This window comes from Pseudomonas sp. MWU13-2862, assembly GCF_023242495.1.
Classification (GTDB): Bacteria; Pseudomonadota; Gammaproteobacteria; order Pseudomonadales; family Pseudomonadaceae; genus Aquipseudomonas; species Aquipseudomonas gingeri_D.
In genome coordinates this window covers 272,713-293,575 of record NZ_JALMEZ010000010.1, presented here as the reverse complement: position 1 = coordinate 293,575, position 20,863 = coordinate 272,713, and the positions used below count along the sequence as shown (strand labels likewise).

24 protein-coding genes, 3 pseudogenes and 1 riboswitch are annotated in these 20,863 nt (G+C 60.0%); of the genes and pseudogenes, 19 read left to right on the top strand and 8 right to left on the bottom strand.

The annotated features are described in order from the left end of the window. From M5C56_RS19795 to M5C56_RS19770, 6 genes and pseudogenes are all read left to right on the top strand, one after another. Nucleotides 1-190, top strand: a pseudogene (locus M5C56_RS19795) (transposase); the annotation flags it as partial. Nucleotides 191-369: 179 nt separating this feature from the next. Next, complete coding sequence (locus tag M5C56_RS19790; protein WP_103499687.1) at nt 370-795, top strand: hypothetical protein; 426 nt, start codon at nt 370-372, stop codon at nt 793-795. A gap of 98 nt (nt 796-893) precedes the next feature. Next, nucleotides 894-1,202, top strand: a pseudogene (locus M5C56_RS19785) (transposase); the annotation flags it as partial. A gap of 97 nt (nt 1,203-1,299) precedes the next feature. Further along, nucleotides 1,300-1,662, top strand: a pseudogene (locus M5C56_RS19780) (deaminase domain-containing protein); the annotation flags it as partial. 3 nt (nt 1,663-1,665) lie between these two features. Next, the gene (locus M5C56_RS19775; protein ID WP_103499512.1) at nt 1,666-2,031 is read left to right on the top strand and encodes a hypothetical protein; all 366 of its coding nucleotides are present in this window, start codon (nt 1,666-1,668) and stop codon (nt 2,029-2,031) included. A gap of 696 nt (nt 2,032-2,727) precedes the next feature. Then, a complete protein-coding gene (locus tag M5C56_RS19770) occupies nt 2,728-3,171 on the top strand; it encodes a hypothetical protein (protein WP_247263255.1) in 444 nt (147 codons plus the stop codon). A 91-nt stretch (nt 3,172-3,262) separates the two neighbouring features. Here M5C56_RS19770 and M5C56_RS19765 read toward each other — a convergent pair whose 3' ends face one another. The 6 genes from M5C56_RS19765 to purM all read right to left on the bottom strand — a co-directional run bounded on the left by M5C56_RS19765 (nt 3,263) and on the right by purM (nt 7,378). After that, nucleotides 3,263-3,763 (bottom strand): GNAT family N-acetyltransferase, encoded by a 501-nt coding sequence (locus tag M5C56_RS19765; RefSeq protein ID WP_103499729.1) that lies wholly within the window; start codon nt 3,761-3,763, stop codon nt 3,263-3,265. Continuing rightward, entirely contained in the window at nt 3,760-4,047 is a 288-nt protein-coding gene (locus M5C56_RS19760) for a DUF1778 domain-containing protein (protein WP_103499728.1), read from the bottom strand. The genes M5C56_RS19765 and M5C56_RS19760 overlap by 4 nt, the downstream gene beginning before the upstream one ends. 236 nt (nt 4,048-4,283) lie before the next feature. Beyond that, nucleotides 4,284-4,472: a hypothetical protein gene (locus M5C56_RS19755; protein ID WP_103499730.1), complete on the bottom strand. Its 189-nt coding sequence runs from the start codon at nt 4,470-4,472 to the stop codon at nt 4,284-4,286. Nucleotides 4,473-4,935: 463 nt separating this feature from the next. After that, nucleotides 4,936-5,649 carry a DUF3108 domain-containing protein gene (locus tag M5C56_RS19750; protein WP_103498982.1) on the bottom strand — a complete coding sequence of 238 codons (714 nt, stop codon included), beginning with the start codon at nt 5,647-5,649 and terminating at the stop codon, nt 4,936-4,938. 8 nt (nt 5,650-5,657) lie between these two features. Next, nucleotides 5,658-6,308, bottom strand: coding sequence for a phosphoribosylglycinamide formyltransferase (purN, locus tag M5C56_RS19745; protein ID WP_103499004.1), 651 nt, complete (start codon nt 6,306-6,308; stop codon nt 5,658-5,660). Nucleotides 6,309-6,319: 11 nt separating this feature from the next. Beyond that, a complete protein-coding gene (gene purM / locus M5C56_RS19740) occupies nt 6,320-7,378 on the bottom strand; it encodes a phosphoribosylformylglycinamidine cyclo-ligase (RefSeq protein ID WP_100940951.1) in 1,059 nt (352 codons plus the stop codon). 378 nt (nt 7,379-7,756) lie between these two features. Between purM and M5C56_RS19735 the strand changes: the two genes are divergently transcribed. The 6 genes from M5C56_RS19735 to M5C56_RS19710 all read left to right on the top strand — a co-directional run bounded on the left by M5C56_RS19735 (nt 7,757) and on the right by M5C56_RS19710 (nt 13,076). Next, nucleotides 7,757-8,821, top strand: a complete 1,065-nt coding sequence (locus M5C56_RS19735) for a DUF2066 domain-containing protein (protein ID WP_103498984.1) — start codon at nt 7,757-7,759, stop codon at nt 8,819-8,821. Nucleotides 8,822-8,870: 49 nt separating this feature from the next. After that, nucleotides 8,871-9,944 carry an AI-2E family transporter gene (locus tag M5C56_RS19730; protein ID WP_103498985.1) on the top strand — a complete coding sequence of 358 codons (1,074 nt, stop codon included), beginning with the start codon at nt 8,871-8,873 and terminating at the stop codon, nt 9,942-9,944. Between the two features lie 124 nt (nt 9,945-10,068). Continuing rightward, nucleotides 10,069-10,773 (top strand): DnaA regulatory inactivator Hda, encoded by a 705-nt coding sequence (hda, locus tag M5C56_RS19725; RefSeq protein WP_100940947.1) that lies wholly within the window; start codon nt 10,069-10,071, stop codon nt 10,771-10,773. 211 nt (nt 10,774-10,984) lie between these two features. After that, nucleotides 10,985-11,620, top strand: coding sequence for an NlpC/P60 family protein (locus M5C56_RS19720; protein ID WP_103498986.1), 636 nt, complete (start codon nt 10,985-10,987; stop codon nt 11,618-11,620). Between the two features lie 232 nt (nt 11,621-11,852). Next, nucleotides 11,853-12,389 carry a C40 family peptidase gene (locus M5C56_RS19715; protein ID WP_103498987.1) on the top strand — a complete coding sequence of 179 codons (537 nt, stop codon included), beginning with the start codon at nt 11,853-11,855 and terminating at the stop codon, nt 12,387-12,389. A gap of 24 nt (nt 12,390-12,413) precedes the next feature. Then, complete coding sequence (locus M5C56_RS19710) at nt 12,414-13,076, top strand: class I SAM-dependent methyltransferase (RefSeq protein ID WP_103498988.1); 663 nt, start codon at nt 12,414-12,416, stop codon at nt 13,074-13,076. Nucleotides 13,077-13,084: 8 nt separating this feature from the next. Here the strand turns inward: M5C56_RS19710 and M5C56_RS19705 are convergent, their stop codons facing one another. Together M5C56_RS19705 and M5C56_RS19700 are read right to left on the bottom strand one after the other, a co-directional pair. Further along, entirely contained in the window at nt 13,085-13,663 is a 579-nt protein-coding gene (locus tag M5C56_RS19705; RefSeq protein ID WP_103498989.1) for a hypothetical protein, read from the bottom strand. A gap of 339 nt (nt 13,664-14,002) precedes the next feature. Further along, nucleotides 14,003-14,257 carry a hypothetical protein gene (locus M5C56_RS19700; RefSeq protein WP_247263256.1) on the bottom strand — a complete coding sequence of 85 codons (255 nt, stop codon included), beginning with the start codon at nt 14,255-14,257 and terminating at the stop codon, nt 14,003-14,005. A 36-nt stretch (nt 14,258-14,293) separates the two neighbouring features. On the opposite strand from M5C56_RS19700, the gene M5C56_RS19695 reads away from it, so the two are divergent. The 7 genes from M5C56_RS19695 to M5C56_RS19665 all read left to right on the top strand — a co-directional run bounded on the left by M5C56_RS19695 (nt 14,294) and on the right by M5C56_RS19665 (nt 20,854). Continuing rightward, nucleotides 14,294-14,467: a hypothetical protein gene (locus M5C56_RS19695; RefSeq protein WP_177102130.1), complete on the top strand. Its 174-nt coding sequence runs from the start codon at nt 14,294-14,296 to the stop codon at nt 14,465-14,467. Between the two features lie 127 nt (nt 14,468-14,594). Beyond that, nucleotides 14,595-14,817: riboswitch (cobalamin riboswitch) on the top strand. 82 nt (nt 14,818-14,899) lie between these two features. Next, entirely contained in the window at nt 14,900-15,511 is a 612-nt protein-coding gene (gene cobO / locus M5C56_RS19690; RefSeq protein ID WP_103498991.1) for a cob(I)yrinic acid a,c-diamide adenosyltransferase, read from the top strand. Further along, the gene (locus M5C56_RS19685; RefSeq protein WP_103498992.1) at nt 15,508-16,866 is read left to right on the top strand and encodes a cobyrinate a,c-diamide synthase; all 1,359 of its coding nucleotides are present in this window, start codon (nt 15,508-15,510) and stop codon (nt 16,864-16,866) included. The genes cobO and M5C56_RS19685 overlap by 4 nt, the downstream gene beginning before the upstream one ends. Further along, the gene (gene bluB, locus M5C56_RS19680; protein WP_103498993.1) at nt 16,863-17,513 is read left to right on the top strand and encodes a 5,6-dimethylbenzimidazole synthase; all 651 of its coding nucleotides are present in this window, start codon (nt 16,863-16,865) and stop codon (nt 17,511-17,513) included. The genes M5C56_RS19685 and bluB overlap by 4 nt, the downstream gene beginning before the upstream one ends. Next, on the top strand, nt 17,510-18,418 hold the full coding sequence (cbiB, locus tag M5C56_RS19675) for an adenosylcobinamide-phosphate synthase CbiB (protein ID WP_103498994.1): 909 nt from the start codon (nt 17,510-17,512) through the stop codon (nt 18,416-18,418). Before bluB ends, cbiB begins: the two co-directional genes overlap by 4 nt. After that, a complete protein-coding gene (cobD, locus tag M5C56_RS19670) occupies nt 18,411-19,403 on the top strand; it encodes a threonine-phosphate decarboxylase CobD (RefSeq protein WP_103498995.1) in 993 nt (330 codons plus the stop codon). Before cbiB ends, cobD begins: the two co-directional genes overlap by 8 nt. Further along, complete coding sequence (locus M5C56_RS19665; protein WP_103498996.1) at nt 19,400-20,854, top strand: cobyric acid synthase; 1,455 nt, start codon at nt 19,400-19,402, stop codon at nt 20,852-20,854. The genes cobD and M5C56_RS19665 overlap by 4 nt, the downstream gene beginning before the upstream one ends. Nucleotides 20,855-20,863: the final 9 nt, after the last annotated feature.

The window sequence follows — 20,863 nt, the reverse complement described above, 5'->3', positions numbered from 1 at the left end:
GTCTACTACTGGTCTAGGGCAGTTGATGAAAGCTTTGGCTGCACGAATGACCCGCTATCGCAACAAGCTTGAAGGGCGTTCCGGTACGCTGTGGGAAGGTCGTTACAAATCAAGTCTTGTGCAATCAGATTGCTATCTGCTCGCCTGCAGTCGTTACATTGAGCTAAATCCAGTTAGAGCCAGGATGGTGCTGTTAGGGCGGTGGGTAGTACAGCCCCCGTCGCGACGAGATCTTCTGATGGTGCATCACTTTATCAGCTTGCGGTTAATGGCGTTAAGGTTGAAGTTATTAAAGTTGGTGACGTGCTTACTGCCGGATATTCGTGTGGTCGTGGCTGTTTGACAATACAAGATTTTCTGGGGAAATAAATGTATAAAGAGTTTGAAAATTATCTGTCGTTATTTTCGAACGATATGGAAGTTGGGGACTACTGGCATGATGTGGGGAATCTTCATGCTTTCGGTCTTTTAGAGCAGTTTTCAAAGGCGGACTGGGAAGATCTTTTGAGTGAGGTTTCACAAAAAAACGATGCTTGGGCTGTGCGCTTTTGTGAGGTGGTAGGTGATTTTTCAAATGCTGATATTTTGTTGGTGCTATTGGAATTTATCAGCAGAGAGAGTCGTGATGTTTATTTTGCGGCGCTTGAGGTCATTAGATCTATTGCTGGTCAGGGAGGAGATGTCTCAGAGTGTGCTAGGCAGATAGGTTGCATTATTGGGGATGGTCGCAGAACTACCGATGTTCTTGATGTTGCTTCACTTGAGAGTATTAAAAAAAAGCTTGAATCAATTTAGGTGCGGTTTGTGAGGGGAAGAAAGGGGAGCAGGTTTTCAATCCGATGGGACTGTCATAAATTTTGTGTTCGGGCATAACATGTTGCAGAGGTGCATGTATGCCGACCAAGAAAAAACCAGCCCGTGAGGTCACACGAGACCTTCCAGCCATTCCCAAAGAGCTGATCGATCAGTTCGTTAATGGCCCGATGGCCGCCGAAGCTATCCAGGATGCCTCGATGGCGTTCAAGAAGGCGCTGATCGAGCGAGCCCTTGGCGCCGAGCTGGGACATCATCTTGGCTATCCTCAGGGCGCGGAGCGCCCCGAGGAGTCAAGTAACCAGCGCAACGGCAAAAGCAGCAAGACTGTCCTGACCGACGACGGCCCGTTGCGCCTGGAGATCCCCAGAGACCGCGAGGGTAGTTTCGGGACGAGGGAAAAGGGGACACCCATTAGCCGGTCTCGAGTCAAGGCTAAAAGCCAACTCGCTCTGCAGTGAACGAGCCCCATGAAAGACAGGTGGTAATGTTGCGGTTGCTGACCTTCATATAGATGGGCTACCACCCAGCATGGCGGCCCATAGTGGTGTATCGGTAACGGGAGATGGCTTGGTGGGGCAGGGCAGTGGGAATTTTGAGGCTATGACGCTAAATAACGCGAGTGGAGTTCCTATTTTTAGATCTACGGATGCCGAATATAAAATACTTGATAACGTCGCTGACATGCTTGGAAATAATCGGGGTGTTAGTGGGGTGATTGATATTTTTAGTGAGCTTAAAGTGTGTGCTAGCTGTAGTGGTGTGATTTCTCAGTTTAAAGCAATGTATCCGAATATTAATGTAAATGTCGTTGCAAACCCGGCTGGGCGTGTAGTGCTGAAGGAGTGATTTATGTCTAAAATTTTAGCGTATCAAGATGTTCAACTTCGAATTTTTCGATATTATCCAGTTTATTGTAGGTCAAAGTTGCAGCAAAAAAAGAGGTGGGGCAAGGGGTGGGTTGATAACGAGCTTGAGGTCGGGTATGCGTTAGATGAGATGGAAGGTTCTCTTGAACACCCTATAGAGGATCTTATGTTTTATACAATGGGCCTTATTTTGTTTGCGGGAAGGGAGTCCGAGTTTACTCGCAATGTTTTTTCGGAAAAAATAAAAAAAATAATATCAGCGCATGGGTTGGGCGCTTTGTTGAAAACGGTCTCTGATGCGGATTCTTTGCAAATTAAATTGGATTTAGAAATTGTTGGGATTGTTTAGATTTATGAAGAGAAAGGGGGGCTATTAGTTGGTCAGCTTTAGTTGCTTTAGTTGTCGATAAATAGTGTTCAAGATGGGGGGCTTCAACTCTGTCAAGATCATTTATCGTATTTTTCCGATGGTGGTACTGATGTTGAGCTAACACTATCAGACTTTACAGTGGCAAAGGATGCGAACAAGATCTTCCTTTTTTCAATGCGGAAAAATCAATCCGGCCATTAGATTGGGGGCAAATCGGGGACAGACCAGAATGGTACTTACTTAACCTTTCGGATGTCCATTCTTCCTGGCCTCGACCCTTGCTGAACGACGTATTTTCATCAACATGGGGTAAGGCTTGGGTCTTCGCTTTATAGCGCGCGGCTCAGCAGCGCTCAATCAATACGCGAAATGGACTGCCGAAAAAACTCATATTTCCCACGCGCTACAGGCATGGGAGAATATTGCGTGCGCCAAACGCCAGGGCTACAGTTCGACTGTCGCTGCAAAATCAGTGACGCGGGTTTCGCAGCCCGGTCGTAAGTAGGCGCACAGCGCCGCGAAAGCGGCTTTTTAGCGTTCGCGTTATGGCGAGCTGTGCGCAGGAGGCTTAGCCCTGCCGGTTCCTACTTACCGGTCTGCGAACCTGCGTGCAGTTCGCCACCCTTGTGTCGCAGCAGGAGTGGATGAATCCCTTACTTAAGTAGGAGAGTCTCCATGACCAAGAAGATAACCCCCGATCCACCGCCCATTCGCAAAGCCCTCAGCACCGCCGACAGGGCAATGTACCTGCGTAAACTTTCTGATACCCCGTCCAACGAGCCCGATCTGACCCCCACAGGCACGGCCCGTCTGCTCGATACCCTAGCGTTCACGTGCTCCAAGCCCGTCACTCCTGAAGCCCAGTACAAACCTACGCTGTTTGCCATCCAACCGGGCATCAATGCCCAGGATGCATTGACCTACGTTTCCAATCTGCTCGAAACCGCGGAGCTCAATGGCGACGAAATCAGCCTGCATACCAACCCCGTCGAGCGGGCGTTGTTCTGGGGCATGCTGCATTCGGTGGAGGTGGCGCGGGCGGTGGTGGATGCGCTGCTTGAGGGTTCGTCCCCGTCCAATAAGCTGGCGTCCGCATTGGACAATCATCCGACTGGTTGAGGCAGTTCCGCCAAGAGAGATCAGGCACTTGGCTGCTTGATCTCTTTTCCGTTTAAGGTCTGTGCAAAACGGTGTGTCGCGATGAGCGGATTCAGATGGATTTGAGCGGTAGGAACAAGCGCCGGCTTTCTGAACCAAGAGGTGAGAAACCGAATGATTCATAGAAACGCTGTGCTCGCTCATCAATGGCGTCGACGACCATGGCGTAAATGGCGATCTCATCGCTGACGGCCAGGGTTCGCTTGATGGCATCGACCAGCAGGATTTTCCCCACCCCATGACGCTGAGCCGCGTGATTGACCGCCAACCTGCCTAGCAAGGCTGCTGGCACAGGATGTCGTGGGAGTTTAGAGGCGAGGTCACCCGGCAATTGGCTGAGTTCAATCGACAGGGTGGAGAGCGTGTAGTAGCCCGCAATACTCTTCGGTTGTTCCGCCGTGGTTGCCACAAAGACTCGGCTGACACGGCGCTTCACATCCTGACGGGCCTGCTTTTGAATATAGCCATCCAGTGAAGCTACGCCGCAATGGAATCCAGGCCTGTCGTGATCACTCCCCAGTGGTCGTATGAGCAAATTTGAATAATCGGTCATTGGCTGGTGACGCGCTGATCATGTTCCTCGAAGGCGGCGGTCAGTTTTTCGTTGAAGCGGATCGGTTTGGCCAATGCATTGAAGAAGACTTCGGAGTCTCTGCTATTCAGGCTCATGGCTTCGTGCTCATGAATGGTTTTTTCAGCATGAGCCAACGCACTGGTCAGTATGAAATTACTGACGGTCTTGCCTTCAAAGCTCGCGGCGCGCTCCAGCGTATTCTTGGCGCTGGGCTTCAGCCGGAGATTGATACGGTCCTGTCTGGTGTCTGTAGCGACGCCCATGATGAATTCCCCTCGGCGAAGTGGACAATATTGCTTTAAATGTACGTCAAAATGGTGCCTTTCTCAATGCGATGACATAGATGATCAGCAGGCTGGCCGCTGCCGGATTGCATGTTGAGCTGCATATCGCTCAAGCCGCCTAAGCCGGCACACCTCCACACCTGCTCCGGCCAGAAACGACAAACCCCGCCAGGCAGCGGGGTTTGTCGTTTTACAAGTCTGTCACTGCCAGGCGTTCAGGACGCCTGCATCTCGCGGTTCTTCTCGAGGGTTTCCAGCTCGTTCTTATAATTATGAGCGTCGGTCTCGTTGTGAAACATGCCTACCAGGAGGTCCTGCTGGTGTACATCCCAGATTCGAATGCCGTGGGCAACGCCTTCATGGGACATGTGTGCATCATCGCGTTCGGTTACTTTTACGGTCATCTGCAAGCTCCAGTCTCTGTTGAACTGCGGCAACGCGTCGCAGGCCTCTGTTATATGATTCATTAGCCTCCTACGTAAATCGGTAACGGACGGAATTTATTCTTGCGAGAAACGCAATAATGGCCGAAGGCCCGGATTGCTTGGGTTTGCGCTTTTCGAGCGAAAGTTTTCTGACAAAAGTTTCATCTTGGCTACGCTGCAAAACAGCGTCCCAGACGCTTGCAAACGTGGTTATGCAAGAGGGTGGCGGTGAATGTGAGATAGCTTTCGCGGGCAAGCCCTGCTCCTACAGTCTTGTGTCGTTCACTGATTTTATATGCGACAAGAGACTGTAGGAGCAGGGCTTGTCGGGACGCCGCACCGCCGCGAAGAGGCCCTTGAGCCTTGCAACATCCGCTTGCATGCAGCAGCGAGCAGGCATAAAAAAGCCCCGCGTTCGCGGGGCTCTTTCTGGCCGCTTGAATCAGCTGCCCTTGACCTCTTTGCCGGCCACGGTGCCTTCCTGGAGCATGATGTTGTACTCCTTGCCGTCGGTTTCCACCTGTTGCAGGCGGACCAGCAGGTAATCCCAATCCTTGGCGAACCACATCACGGTAGTGCGCTTGTTCTGCGTCGGGTCGCGCACGCGCTCGACCTTGATCGCATCCACCGAGCCAGCCTTGGTGCTGACGGTCTCAGGGCCCAGCACCCGGAAGTCGTAGGTGTCGGTGTCGGTGCCTTCGACCACCTGGTAGCTCATGCTTTTCTTGCCGGCCGCGACGTCACGTTGCAGGGCCAACTGATAAGTGGACTTGTCGAGCATGCCGCTGTTGAGCGGCACCTTGACCGGATCACCGCGATCGGTGCCGGTGACCATCTTTGACGCCCAGTCGAAGTCCAGGTTGATCTTCTTCGCCTTACCCAGGCCGCCACGTTCGAAGTTGTAGCTCTGTGGCAACAGGGTGTCCTTTTCGAGGCGGATGGTGCTTTCCTCGGTCAGGCTGGCGATCATCATGGAAGCCTTGAAACTCAAGGTCCAGGTGCCGTTATCGTTTTTCGACAGGCTGCGCTCGGCCGAACCGCTCATGGGCAGTTGTTTCCAGTCGGCGGTATAGCTGGCGGAGAAAGGTTGAAGATCCGCTGCTTGCACTGCCGGCAAGGCGAGCAGGGTAAGGGCGAAGAGCAGGGCACGACGCATAAAATCTCCTAGGTTCGAATCATTTGGCCGCTGGCCGCGAGTAATTGACCGTCCAACAATGCACCCTGTTCGCCCAGGACCAAACGCCCCTCGGCAAACCAGCGTACCGCCAGCGGATAAATCCTGTGTTCCTGGGTGTGGACCCGTTGCGCCAGACTCTGCGCGGTATCGTCAGACTCTACCGTAACCACAGCCTGTACGACCAGAGGCCCGCCATCGAGTTCCTCGGTGACGAAGTGCACGCTGCAGCCATGCTCCCGATCACCGGCTTCCAGCGCGCGCTGATGGGTGTGCAGGCCTTTGTACTTGGGCAGGAGAGAGGGGTGGATATTCAGCAGGCGCCCTTGATAGTGGCGGACGAAGTCAGCGCTGAGAATGCGCATGAAGCCGGCCAGCACCACCAGTTGCGGATTGAAGGCGTCGATCAGTTCGATCAAGGCCGCGTCGAAGGCTTCGCGACCCTCGAAGGCCTTGTGGTCCAGGGCGCGGGTTTCGATCCCCGCGTCCCGGGCGCGTTGCAGGCCATAGGCGTCGGCGCGGTTGGAGATCACCGCGGCGATGCGGGCCGGATTTTCACCGGTCCGCACGCTATCGATCAGGGCCTGCAAGTTGCTGCCGGTACCGGACAGCAACACCACGACGTTACAGGTCGAGGTCATCGGCTCGGACATCAGTGAGCCTTGAGGTTCTTCAGCTCGACCTGGGCAGCGCCTTCAGCGGCAGTGGCGATCTGGCCGATGACCCATGGCTGTTCGCCGGCTTCGCGCAGGACGTTGAGTGCTGCTTCGACGTGCTCCTGGGCGACGCAGATGACCATGCCGACACCGCAGTTCAGCACGCGGTGCATTTCGGTTTCGTTGACGTTGCCTTTTTCCTGCAGCCAGTCGAAGACCGCCGGACGCTGCCAGCTGGCCACGTCGACCACGGCCTGGGCGCCTTTTGGCAGGACGCGTGGGATGTTGTCGAGCAGGCCGCCGCCGGTGATGTGGGCCATGGCCTTGACCGCGCCGGTGTCCTTGATCAGCTTGAGCAATGGCTTGACGTAGATGCGGGTCGGCGCCATCAGCAGGTCGGTCAGCGGTTTGCCGTCGAGCTGGATGGTTTCGATGTCGGCACCCGACACTTCGATGATCTTGCGGATCAGCGAGTAGCCGTTGGAGTGCGGGCCGGAAGACGGCAGGGCGATCAGGGCATCGCCGGCGGCGACTTTCGAGCCGTCGATGATCTCGGCCTTTTCCACCACGCCGACGCAGAAACCGGCCAGGTCGTAGTCTTCGCCTTCGTACATGCCCGGCATTTCAGCGGTTTCGCCGCCTACCAGGGAGCAGCCGGCCAGTTCACAGCCGGCGCCGATGCCGGTGACCACCTGGGCGGCGGTGTCGACATTGAGCTTGCCGGTGGCGTAGTAGTCGAGGAAGAACAGCGGTTCGGCCCCGCAGACCACCAGGTCGTTCACGCACATGGCCACCAGGTCGATGCCGATGCTGTCATGCTTGTTCAGGTTCAGTGCCAGGCGCAGCTTGGTGCCGACGCCGTCGGTGCCGGAGACCAGGACCGGCTGCTTGTAACCGGCCGGGATCTCGCAGAGGGCGCCGAAACCGCCCAGGCCGCCCATGACTTCCGGGCGCGCAGTGCGCTTGGCCACGCTCTTGATGCGTTCGACCAATGCTTCACCGGCGTCGATGTCTACACCGGCGTCCTTGTAGCTCAGGGAGGGTTGCTTGCTCATGATCCAGGCCTTTAGGGGGGATTCAGGGGGTATCGACCGGCAGCGGTCGGGCTTCATCGGGAAAACGAACGGGTTCGGGTTTCCTGGGGGCCTGACGCTCGCCGGTCTGCGAAGGCGCGCGATTTTATCAGGCTTGGGCAGCAGCGGCCATCCTCGGGCCGACGGCAGGGTCATATCGTGTTAAAAAAATCCCTGTACGCTCGTGCTGGCCGCAATTGACGCGGCTGTATAAGGTATAGCCCTTGACCCGCGATCTTTATGACGGGGAAAAACTTTTCAGCGATTGTGTGAATAATGGCACTGCGCCGTGGTCCTAAACCTGTCGCCTTGTATTCACGCGGTCTTTACCTGCCGCTTTCTGTCCGTCGGGAATTTTTCATGCGTCTGATCAAATTATTGAGTGCCGGCTGTCTTTCCCTGTTGAGCCTGGCGATCCACGCGCAAACCCTGAATGGCTTGTACCAGGTACGGGAACCGGTCAGCAGCCAGACCCCGGATGAACGCAACCAGGCCACCCAGCGAGCCCTGGAAACCCTGGTGTTGCGCCTGACCGGCGATCCCAAGGCGCTGCAGAACCCCGGCTTGGCCGAAGTGCGCAAGGATCCGCAGCAAATCATCAGCCAGTACGGTTACGACGCCGGGCCGCCGGAAAGCCTGCAGGTGGATTTCGACCCGGTGAGTACCGACCGTGCCTTGCGCGGCGCCGGGCTGGCGCTGTGGGGCAGCAACCGACCGGCGATTCTCGGTTGGTGGCTGAACGATTCGACCGAGGGCTCCAGCCTGGTCGGTGACGGTCAATCGGCCGCCGAGCCGTTGCGTCGGGCGGCGCAACACCGTGGCCTGCCACTGCGTCTGCCGTTGGCTGACCTGAACGAACAGATCGTCGCCACGGCGAAGAATCTTGAAGGCAGCGATGCCTCGCCGTTGCACGACGTGTCCGAGCGCTACGGCGCCGATGCACTGCTGGCGGTGCATGCCCATGAAGAGGGCGGGCAGTGGCAGGCGAAATGGCGCTTGTGGCTGGGCGACCAGAAAGAGCAGGGCACGGCCCAGGGCGCCGACAGCGCCGCGTTGGCGGATGCGGTGCTGTTGGCGGTGAGCGAACGCCTGGCGCCGCGTTTTGCGGCCAAGCCCGGGGTGGCGACCGAACAACGGCTGGAAGTGCAGGGCATGACCCTGGAGCGTTACGCGGCCCTGGAGCATTTGCTCGAACCCTTTGGCGGTCGGCCACAAAGCGTGGACGGCGACCGGATCATCTATCAGGTCAACGGCAGTGCCGAACAGCTGCGCGCGCAACTGGGGCTGGCGAAGTTGCAGGAGATCCCAGCGGGCGAAGCCTTGCCGGCGGTGACGGCCAACGCGACGCCAGTCTCCCCAGGCGCCCCGGCCGCGGCACCTGTTGCACCTGTACCTGCGGCGGCGCAGTTGCGTTTCCGTTGGTAGGTTTTCGGTTCTATTGAATTTCTTTCTATATATAAGGCAGAGGTCGTCCATGACCGACACACGTCGATGGTTCTGGTTGGGCGCGGCGATCCTGCTGTGCGTGTTCGTGTACCTGTTGCACCCGATACTCTCGCCGTTCCTGGTGAGCCTGCTGCTGGCCTATATGTTCGACCCGCTGGTCGACCGCCTGGAAAAACTCGGGATGTCCCGGACCTGGGGCGTGGTCTCGGTGTTCGCGCTGTTTATCCTGGTGTTGATGACCTTGCTGCTGGTGCTGGTACCGATGCTGGCCAAGCAGTTCTTCCGCCTCTATGAGCTGGCGCCGCAGATGCTCGACTGGCTGCAGCACACCGCTCTGCCCTGGGCCCAGCACAAGTTCGGCCTGGCCGACGGTTTCTGGAAGTTCGACAAGGTCAAGGCAGCCATCAGCGAGCATATGGGCCAGACCGGCGATATCGTCGGCGTGGTGCTGTCCCAGGCGACGGCTTCGAGCCTGGCACTGATCGGCTTCGCGGCGAACCTGTTGCTGGTGCCCGTGGTGAGTTTCTACCTGCTACGAGACTGGGACTTGATGATGGCCAAGATCCGCAGCCTGCTGCCCCGTGATCGCGAGGCGCAGATTGTCTCCCTGGCGGGCGAGTGTCATGACGTGCTGGGGGCGTTCATGCGTGGCCAGTTGCTGGTGATGCTGGCGTTGGGGGGGATCTATGCCGGTGGCCTGATGCTGGTCGGCCTGGAACTGGGCCTGTTGATCGGCCTGCTGGCCGGGCTGGCGGCCATCGTGCCTTATATGGGCTTTGTGATCGGCATCAGCGCGGCGATGATCGCCGGCCTGTTCCAGTTTGGCGGTGACCTGTACCCGATGATCGGCATCCTCGCGGTGTTCATGATCGGCCAGGCCCTGGAGGGGATGGTGCTGACGCCGCTGCTGGTCGGCGACCGCATCGGCCTGCACCCGGTGGCGGTGATCTTCGCGATCCTGGCCGGGGGTGAACTGTTCGGTTTCACGGGCATATTACTGGCCCTGCCGGTGGCCGCGGTGATCATGGTGCTGGTGCGGCATATGCACGATCTGTACAAAAGTTCGGACATGTACGGCGGCCGGGAAGACCCCGATCTCTGAAGAGCGCACGCAAACCTTTGATTTTGCTTGTGGTCTGTTGCATTGTGCACCCAGCCTCACGGGTATAAACTTTGCAGACTTTACACAGAGGCCACTAACGGTTCCCGGTAACCGTTCAGTCAGCATGAAACCGATTCAGCTGCCCCTAGGTGTGCGTCTGCGTGATGACGCCACCTTCATCAACTACTACCCAGGCGCCAATGCCGCTGCACTCGGCTATGTCGAGCGGCTATGCGAAGCCGACGCCGGGTGGACCGAAAGCCTGATCTACCTCTGGGGCAAGGACGGCGTGGGGCGTACCCACCTGTTGCAGGCAGCGTGCCTGCGCTTCGAGCAGATGGGGGAGCCGGCGGTGTACCTGCCGTTGGCGGAGTTGATGGACCGTGGGGTCGAGTTGCTCGACAATCTCGAGCAGTACGAGTTGGTGTGCCTGGACGACCTGCAAGTGGTCGCCGGGCGCGCAGATTGGGAAGAGGCGCTGTTTCACCTGTTCAACCGTCTGCGTGACAGCGGGCGACGCCTGCTGATTGCCGCCTCGACTTCGCCCCGTGAACTGCCGGTCAAGCTGGCCGACCTGAAATCGCGCCTGACCCTGGCGCTGATTTTTCAGATGCGCCCCCTCTCGGATGAAGACAAGCTGCGGGCTTTGCAACTGCGTGCTTCAAGACGCGGCCTGCATTTGACCGACGAGGTAGGACATTTCATCCTGACCCGTGGTACTCGCAGCATGAGCGCCCTGTTCGAATTGCTCGAACGGCTCGATCAGGCCTCGTTGCAGGCCCAGCGCAAGCTCACCATACCCTTTCTAAAAGAGACCCTGGGCTGGTAAAACCGGGGCTTTCAGCGCTTTTTCGCCAAATTCCAGACGTCACAAAACCCACGCCGGAAGCTTTCTTTCGGGCGTGTGGGATCCGTTTGGGTATTAAGTCCTTAGATGTTTTCAAGAAACGACCGAGTCACATCCTGTCCCATAAAATTTGCAAATGAGGGTGATAGAGGGCATAGTCGCGTTTCCTTACAAATCAGCCACGGTCGTGCCCATGCTAAATCGCTTCGCACCCCTCGTGCCTCTCGCACTTGTTACCCTGTTGTTCGGTTGCGCGGCGCATACGCCGGTTTCGCAACAACAGGTCGATAATTCGGTCAAAACCGCCTCGGTTTCTGGCGTCAAATCCTCGGCCGTACTGGACGATGAGCTGGCAACGGAAAAAGAACTCGCCGAGTTCGCCGACGGCAAGCCTTACCGGTTGCCTGTCCTTGCTGACAGCATTCTCGAACGTGGCATGTCCCTGATCGGTACCCGTTACCGTTTTGGTGGCACCAACGAGAGCTCCGGCTTTGACTGCAGCGGCTTCATCGGTTATCTGTTCCGTGAGGAAGCCGGGCTCGACCTGCCGCGCTCCACCCGTGAGATGATCAACGTGAAGGCGCCGCTGGTTGCACGCAACAAGCTCAAGCCGGGTGATCTGCTGTTCTTCGCCACCAATGGTCGTCGCGGGCGTGTCAGCCACGCCGGGATCTACCTGGGTGATGATCAGTTCATCCACTCCAGCAGCCGCCGTAGCGGTGGTGTGCGGATCGACAGCCTGGGCGACAGCTACTGGAGCAAGACCTTTATCGAAGCCAAGCGCGCCCTGGCGATGGCTCCTACTACGGTCACCGCCAGCAACCGGTAATCACTTGGACGTTTTCAGCGCCATCGGCCTAGTTGATGGCTAAAAGCCAGGTTCCAATGCCAGGCAAGCTGTACAAAAAACGTCCGAAGTTAAAGTGATACTTGAAGTTTGGCGTATAGCCGCTAGAATCCTGACATATTGTTGAGTATCTGACCGCGCGAGCCCTGCTTGCGCGGTTTTGATTTCTCTACGCCACGGCAGAGAAAGCCGCATTCAGTCAGGATTTCTGCACATGTCGACCACGGCCCGTATTGCCTTGATTGCCTTCACCGCATTGCTCGGTGCCTGTGCCGGCCATGCGCCGCCGCCGCCAGCACCGGTGGCTCGTCCCGTGGTGTTCGCCTCCCCGCAACCCTCCTCGCCAGAAGCAGAAGACGTGCTGTTCCGCGCCTTGGGCCTGGTCGGCACGCCCTATCGTTGGGGCGGCAACACACCGGACTCGGGTTTTGATTGCAGTGGCCTGATTGCCTATGTGTATCGCGATATGGCGGGCATCAACCTGCCGCGTTCGACCCGCGAGATGATCGTGATGCGGGCGCCAAGCGTGCCGCAGAACGCCTTGCAGACCGGCGACCTGATCTTCTTCGCCACCAATGGCGGCTCCCAGGTCAGCCATGCCGGCATCTATGTCGGTGAAGGCCGTTTCGTCCATGCGCCGGCCACTGGCGGCACGGTGAAACTGGACAGCCTGTCCAAGGCCTATTGGCAACACGCCTACCTGAACGCCAAACGTGTGTTGCCGGCCGGGCACCTGGCGAGCAACCCTTAATCACCGAGTTACCGCGAGGTTGTCATGACCGCTCGCACCCTCAAGCTGGACGATGCCCTCTACGGTTATCTGCTGGACGTTTCCCTGCGCGAAACGCCGTTGCTCAAGCGACTGCGCGACGAAACCCAGGCGCTGCCCATGGCGCGCTGGCAGGTGGCGCCTGAGCAGGGCCAGTTCCTCGCGCTGCTGGTCAAGCTGACCGGCGCCCGACGATTGCTCGAAGTCGGCACCTTCACCGGCTACAGCGCCTTGTGCATGGCCTCGGCCTTGCCGGAGGGCGGTAGCCTGCTGTGTTGCGACATCCCCGGGGACTACAACGCCACTGCGCTGCGCTACTGGCGGGAGGCGGGCCTGGCCGAACGTATCGAGTTGCGCCTGGCGCCGGCGCTGGAGACCCTGGCGCAGTTGGAGCGGCAGGGGCAGGGCGGGCAGTTCGACCTGATGTTCATCGATGCCGACAAGGCCAATTACCCGGCGTATCTGGAAAGTGCCTTGCGCTTGTTGCGCGCGGGCGGCCTGGCGATTTTCGATAACACGCTGTGGAGCGGGCGGGTACTGGAGGTGAATGCACAAAGCGCCGACACCCGGGCCATCCAGGCGCTGAACCGGGCCTTGAAGGATGACGCGCGGGTGGATCTGTCGTTGCTGCCGTTGGGCGATGGTTTGACTTTGTGCCGTAAGCGTTAGGGGCCTGTTCAGGCCTCCTTGAACAGCAGGGCGATGCCGGGGTGATACTGGCCAGCTTCGTTGTGCAATTTGCGATAGGCGTAGGGAAAATACCAGGCCACGGCGCAGCTGTTGGCTTTTTGCAGGTCATCGACCATATCTTGCAGGTCTTCCGGGCTGGGGCTCTGCTGCGGTTTGAACGGCGAGACGAACAGGCAGCCGAGTTTCAGGTGGTGGGGGTGGCTGATCTTTTTCGCATCGCTCGCCACATCCAGCAGGGCCGGCATAGGGTTCAGGTTGTTGACCTTGGGCCAGCGTTGCGTGGCCTGGATATAGACCGACTCCTGCGCGGTAGAGATCTGCAGGTCGCAGCGTCCGCTGCGGTCACCGTCTTCGATCTGCTTCTTGGTCGGAAAATGCTCCAGGCTGACCATTTCCGCGGCCCAGGCGGCTACCGATAGCAACCCCAGGTTGGCCCGTTCATTGAACCAGTAGGGCGCCTGACCGTCACCGAGGAGTTGATTGTAGCGATCAATGCATTCAGGCCAGCGTTCCAGGGCGGGACGCAGGAATTCCAGTTTCGGATTGTTGATGATCAGGCCTTGCATGGGACTACCCTTTATTTATTGTTGGTCGGGTTGTGGCTATTTGATATCACCTTAGTCAACGTAGCACAAATTCTGGCGCCGGTTTTTTGATCTTGGTCGGGGTTTGGAGGAGCGCTCGGCTTTGAGCTGGCTGTCGCACCCAGTGACCCTGAGTGCATCGCTGCCGGTATCGACACCCGTCAGGTTCGGTTTGAGCCGATCGATCACTGCGCGATAGCGGCGACGGAGCATTGGGGCGCGCGTGCAACTCTCTATCCATGGGAAGAAGTGAGAAAGTGGAAACGGACCGATCTGAAAGGGTTTGACCTGGCATTGTGGTTCGGTCCTGAGTTGTGCGGTTTATGCTATGCGACGCCAAGGAAGAGTAGGATTTGTATAAAAATCATTCTCTTGGAGGGGCGGGGCGACAAAACGCATCCTCTGAAAGGTCTGGCTGCATCCTTGTCCCTGTCTGCCGTTGATTTCTATGCTCGCATGCTCAAATGCAAGGAAATTGAGGCGCAAGACCCAGCAAAGGGAGCTATCGCCTTGTACAAGGAGTTGGGGTTTGATTTTGGCGATGACGGTCGCCTTGTGATTTCTGTAGCGGGTCATTAAGATCTCTTTAATTGTCAAGACACAGAGGTGTCTATGAAAACGACTAAAAACGCTGCGAAAGCGGCCATGATTGCCAAATTCACCACTGAAGCCATGTCGTTGGCTGCTGTGGGTGTTTCTGAAAATCAGCGTCGTTTTCTCAAGGTCGGTTTGAACCGTGGCAAGGAACTCGAGCCTGCTGGTGTGCTCGCGGGGGCTCGCTCCTGACATTGGCTGCAACTACCGACTTTGGCAAAAGGCTTCTTCCCAAATTGTCTACAAACGCCCCGCCTGGCCCGGGGCGTTTGTTTTTCTGACACCGGCTTTATTTGACGCTCCACCCCCAACCCTCTAACCTTCGCCGATTGTTTCAGGTGCTCTGTGGCGAACCGCCGACAGGGTGAAACAGGGAAGCCGGTGAGCCCTTCGACAGGCGCGATTCCGGCGCTGCCCCCGCAACGGTAAATGAGTCAAGACCGCGCCTTGAGCCACTGTGTCCAGCCGACATGGGAAGGCGCGCGGTCCCGCGAATACGCAGCTCATGAGCCCGGAGACCGGCCTGATCCATCCCACAGCGTCACGGCGGGCGATGCTGGACGGCCCCGGCCGCGTTTTTTCCTGCCCCCCGTTTGCCTTATCCAGCCCCAACGGAGAGCTGCCATGAACGAATCCCCCGATCGCGACGAACGTCACTTGGCGCGCATGCTGCGCAAAAAAGCCGTCATCGACGAGCGTATTGCCAGTGCCCCGAACGAATGCGGCCTGTTGCTGGTCCTGACCGGCAACGGCAAGGGCAAGAGCAGCTCGGCCTTCGGCATGCTCGCCCGGGCCATGGGCCATGGTATGCAGTGCGGCGTGGTGCAATTTATCAAGGGACGCAACAGCACCGGCGAAGAGCTGTTCTTCCGGCGCTTCCCCGAGCAGGTGCGCTTCCATGTGATGGGCGAGGGCTTTACCTGGGAGACCCAGGATCGCCAGCGCGATATCGCCGCCGCCGAAGCCGCCTGGACAGTCTCCCAGGAAATGCTCCGTGATCCGAGCATCGGCCTGGTGGTGCTCGATGAGCTGAATATCGCCCTCAAGCACGGTTATCTGGACCTCGACCAGGTGTTGACCGACCTGCAAGCCCGTCCGCCGATGCAGCACGTGCTGGTCACCGGACGCGGCGCCAAGCCGGAAATGATCGAGCTGGCCGACACCGTGACCGAAATGGGCCTGCTCAAGCATGCGTTCCAGGCCGGGATCAAGGCCCAGAAGGGCATCGAACTATGAGGCAAACGCGTCATTGCCCGGCAGTGCTGATCGCCGCGCCGGCTTCCGGCCAGGGCAAGACCACGGTGACGGCGGCCCTGGCGCGCCTGCACCGCAATCAGGGGCGTAAGGTCCGGGTGTTCAAGTGCGGCCCGGATTTTCTCGACCCGATGATTCATGAGCGCGCCAGCGGTGCGCCGGTCTATCAGCTGGATTTGTGGATGGTCGGCGCCGAGGAAAGCCGCCGGCTGCTCTGGGAAGCGGCGGGCGAGGCTGACCTGATCCTGATCGAAGGGGTCATGGGCTTGTTTGACGGCACGCCGTCGAGCGCCGATCTGGCCCGACATTTCGGTGTGCCGGTGCTCGGAGTCATCGACGGTACGGCCATGGCCCAGACCTTCGGTGCCCTGGCCCTGGGGCTGGCGCGTTACCAGCCGGACCTGCCGTTCGCCGGGGTGTTGGCCAATCGCGTCGGCACCCTGCGTCACGCGCAGTTGCTCGAAGGCAGCCTGACCGAAGGCCTGCGCTGGTACGGCGCGCTCTCCCGGGAAACCGGGATCGAGCTGCCGAGCCGCCATCTCGGCCTGGTGCAGGCCAGTGAATTGAACGACCTGGACAAGCGCCTGGACGCGGCCGCCGAGGCCTTGGCCGGTAGTTGCGAGGTCGCATTGCCGCCAGCGGTGGCCTTTGAGGCGCCCGAGCCGATAGCCGCCGAGCCGCTGCTGGCCGGTGTGCGCATCGCCGTCGCCCATGACGAGGCCTTTGCCTTCATCTATGGCGCCAACCTGGACCTGTTGCGGGCCATGGGCGCCGAGTTGCGGTTTTTCTCGCCGATCCACGATCAGGTCTTGCCCGAGGCGGACAGCCTTTACCTGCCCGGTGGTTATCCGGAGCTGCATCACCTGGCCCTGGCGCAGAACGCCCCGATGCTGGCGGCGATCCGTGCCCACCACCAGGCCGGAAAGCCCTTGCTCGCCGAGTGTGGCGGGATGCTCTATCTGCTCGATGCGCTGACCGATGTCGAAGGACAACGCGCGGAACTGCTCGGGTTACTAGCAGGTGAGGCGACGATGCAGAAGCGCCTCGCGGCCCTGGCCTTGCAGGCGGTGACCTTGCCCGAAGGGCTGTTGCGCGGCCACACCTATCACCATTCGCTGACCACCACGGTGCTCGAGCCGATTGCCCGGGGCCTGAGCCCCAATGGTGGGCGCGGCGCCGAGGCGGTGTATCGCCAGGGGCGGATGACCGCCTCTTATGTGCATTTTTATTTTCCGTCCAACCCGCGGGCGATTGCCGCGCTGTTGGCACCGGATACCCACTCTGCCAAGGCCGGCGCACTCTCGGAGCGCGCGGACTTACCCGCGCGGAGGCCATGACCGACAACGCTTTTAGCCCTGAAGAACGCGCGGCGGTCTACCGTGTCATCGGTGAACGTCGCGATATGCGCCACTTTACCGGTGGCAGCGTGGCGCCCGAATTGCTCTCGCGCCTGCTGGAAGCGGCGCATCAGGCGCCCAGTGTCGGGCTGATGCAGCCCTGGCGCTTTATTCGTATTACCGACCGCGCATTGCGCGGCCAGATCCAGCAGTTGGTGGAAGAAGAACGGATCCGCACCGCCGAGGCCCTCGGTGAGCGTTCCGATGAATTCATGAAGTTGAAGGTCGAGGGCATCAACGACTGTGCCGAGGTGCTGGTCGCCGCGCTGATGGACGATCGCGAGCGCCATATCTTCGGCCGGCGGACCTTGCCGGAAATGGACATGGCGTCCTTGTCCTGTGCCATCCAGAATCTCTGGCTGGCGTCCCGCGCCGAAGGCCTGGGCATGGGCTGGGTCTCGCTGTTCGAGCCGTTGGCCTTGGCGCAACTGCTCGGTCTGCCGGCGGGGGCCAAGCCGCTGGCGGTGCTGTGCCTGGGCCCGGTCCAGGCATTTTATCCGGCACCGATGCTGGTATTGGAAGGTTGGGCGCAGCCGCGTCCCTTGAGTGAATTGTTGTATGAGAATTATTGGGGAGTGAGTCAATGAGTGTGGCGTTGTTGAGTGTCGCCGGGGTTGCGCTGGATGCGCTGCTGGGCGAACCCAAACGCTGGCATCCGCTGGTGGCGTTCGGCCGTCTGGCGGACCGTATCGAACAACGTTTCAACTCCGGCGGACGTGGCTGGCGCAGTCACGGGGTCACCGCCTGGGTGCTCGCGGTGCTGCCGCTGACCCTCTTGGCCACGGCCTTGTCGTGGGCGCCTTATATCGGCTGGCTCGTCGAAATCCTCGCGCTCTATTGCGCCCTCGGTCTGCGCAGCCTCGGCGAGCATGTGATCCCCGTGGCCCAGGCGTTGCGCAGCGACGACCTGGATCGCGCCCGCCAGCGGGTGAGTTATCTGGTCAGCCGCCAGACTACGGAACTCGATCACACCGAAGTGGCCCGCGCGGCCACCGAATCGGTCCTGGAAAACGGTAGCGATGCGGTGTTCGCCGCGTTGTTCTGGTTTGTCGTGGCCGGTGCGCCCGGTGTGGTGCTCTATCGCCTGAGCAATACCCTCGATGCCATGTGGGGCTACCGCAACGAGCGCTTCGAGCGTTTTGGCTGGGCGGCGGCGCGGATCGACGATGTCTTGAACTATATTCCTGCACGCTTGGTGGCCCTGACCTACGCCTTGCTCGGTAAAACCGGACTGGCGCTGCAATGCTGGCGCCGCCAGGGACCGACCTGGGACAGCCCGAATGCCGGGCCGGTGATGGCGGCGGGCGCCGGCGCGCTGGGGGTCGAGTTGGGCGGGGCGGCGATTTATCACGGTGAATTGCACCAGCGTCCGCAGTTGGGCGAAGGGGAGCCGGCCACCGCCGACTCCATCGACCGCGGCTGGCAGTTGGTGCAACGGGGTGTGTGGTTGTGGTTGCTGATTCTCTGTCTGGGAGCTGAGATCTATGCTTGAGCACGGCGGACGCCTGCGCAAGGCGGTGGAACACTACGGCATTGCCGAGTCCGATTGGCTGGACCTGTCCAGTGGCCTGGCGCCCTGGCCCTGGCCGATCCCACCGATCCCCGAGCGTGCCTGGGCGCGCCTGCCGGAAACCGATGACGGTCTGGAACAGGCCGCCTGCACCTACTACGGCGCGCCCCAGGTGTTGCCGGTGCCCGGCTCCCAGGCGGCGATCCAGTTGCTGCCGCGCCTGCGTCGTGCGGGCAAGGTCGGTGTGCTGTCGCCTTGTTACGCCGAGCACGCTGAAGCCTGGCGACGCAACGGCTACATCGTGCGTGAAGTGCTGGAACACGAAGTCGATTTTTTTCTCGACAGCCTCAATGTGCTGGTGGTGGTCAATCCGAACAATCCCACCGGCCTGAGCCTGGCCCCGGAGCGGTTGCTGGAATGGCATGCGCGCCTGGCCCAGCGCGGTGGCTGGCTGGTGGTGGACGAAGCCTTTATGGACAACACCCCGCAGCGCAGCCTGGCGGCCCACAGTCATCGGGTCGGGTTGATTGTCCTGCGCTCGTTCGGCAAGTTTTTCGGTCTGGCCGGTGTGCGCCTGGGCTTTGTCCTCGCCGAAGGCCAACTGCTCAGGTTGCTCGCCGAACAGGTCGGACCCTGGGCGGTCAGCGGGCCGACCCGGGTGCTGGGGCAGGTGTGCCTCGCCGATACCGCCGGCCATGAGCGCCAGCGTGTGCGCAGCGAACAGGCCAGTCAGCGTCTGGTGGCATTGTTGACGCGTTTCGGCCTGGCGCCCCAGGGCGGTTGCGCGCTGTTCCAGTGGTTGGTGACGGCGCGGGCCGAGGCGTTGTATGAGTTCATGGCACGGCGGGGCATTCTGCTGCGCCTGTTCACCCAGAACAGCAGCCTGCGTTTCGGCCTGCCCGCGGATGAAGCGCACTGGTTGCGCCTGGAGCAGGCGTTGCTGGCGTTTGCCGGGGAGCCGGCATGACCACCTTGATGGTGCAAGGCACCACCTCCGATGCCGGCAAAAGTACCCTGGTGACTGCGCTGTGCCGCTGGCTGACTCGCCAGGGTGTACGCGTGGTGCCGTTCAAGCCGCAGAACATGGCGCTCAACAGTGCGGTGACCGCCGACGGCGGCGAGATCGGCCGGGCCCAGGCGGTCCAGGCCCAGGCGGCGGGCCTCGTGCCCCACACCGATATGAACCCGGTGTTGCTCAAACCCAACAGCGACACCGGCGCCCAGGTGATTATCCATGGCCGCGCCGTGACCAGCATGAACGCCGTGGCCTATCACGACTACAAAGCCATCGCCATGCAGGCGGTGCTGGCCTCGCACCAGCGCCTGAGCGCCGCCTATCCGGTGGTGATGGTCGAAGGTGCGGGCTCGCCGGCGGAGATCAATCTGCGTGCCGGGGATATCGCCAATATGGGCTTCGCCGAGGCGGTGGATTGCCCGGTGCTGCTGATTGCCGATATCAATCGCGGCGGGGTGTTCGCCCATCTGGTAGGCACCCTCGAGCTGCTGTCGCCCAGCGAGCAGGCGCGGGTCAAGGGCTTTATCATCAACCGTTTTCGCGGCGATCTCGCGTTGTTGCAGCCCGGGCTGGATTGGCTGGAACAGCGTACCGGCAAGCCGGTGATCGGCGTGCTGCCCTATGTGCTGGACCTGCACCTGGAGGCCGAGGACGGGCTCGACCAGCGCCAGGCCGACAAGGCCGACCAGGTGCTGAAGGTGGTGGTGCCGGTGCTGCCACGCATCAGCAACCATACCGATTTCGATCCGTTGCGCCTGCATCCCCAGGTCGACCTGCAATTTATCGGTCCCGGCCAGGCCATTGCGGCCTCGGACCTGATCATCCTGCCCGGCTCCAAGAGCGTGCGCAGCGATCTGGCCTATCTGCGCCAGCAGGGCTGGGACACGGCGATCAACCGTCACCTGCGTTATGGCGGCAAGGTGCTGGGCATCTGCGGTGGCCTGCAGATGCTCGGTGAGCAGGTGCATGATCCCCTCGGGTTGGAAGGGGCGCCGGGTTCCAGTGCCGGGTTCGGCCTGCTGGCCCTGAGCACCGAGCTCGAGCAGGAAAAACAACTGCGCAATGTGCACGGCCGTCTGGCGTTGGAAGACGCTGAAGTCAGCGGTTATGAGATCCATGCCGGGGTCACCGTCGGTACGGCGCTGGAGCAGCCGGCCGTGCACCTGGCCGATGGTCGTTGCGACGGTGCCCAAAGCGCCGACGGGCAGGTGCTCGGGACTTACCTGCACGGTTTGTTCGAGTCGCCCCGGGCGTGCAGTGCCCTGCTGCGCTGGGCCGGCCTGGCGCAGGTGCAGGAGATGGATTATCACGCCCTGCGCGAGCGCGATATCGAACGCCTGGCCGACCTGGTGGAAAAACATCTGGATACCGACCGCTTGCGTCAGCTCTGCGGTCTTGAATAGGGGCGTCCT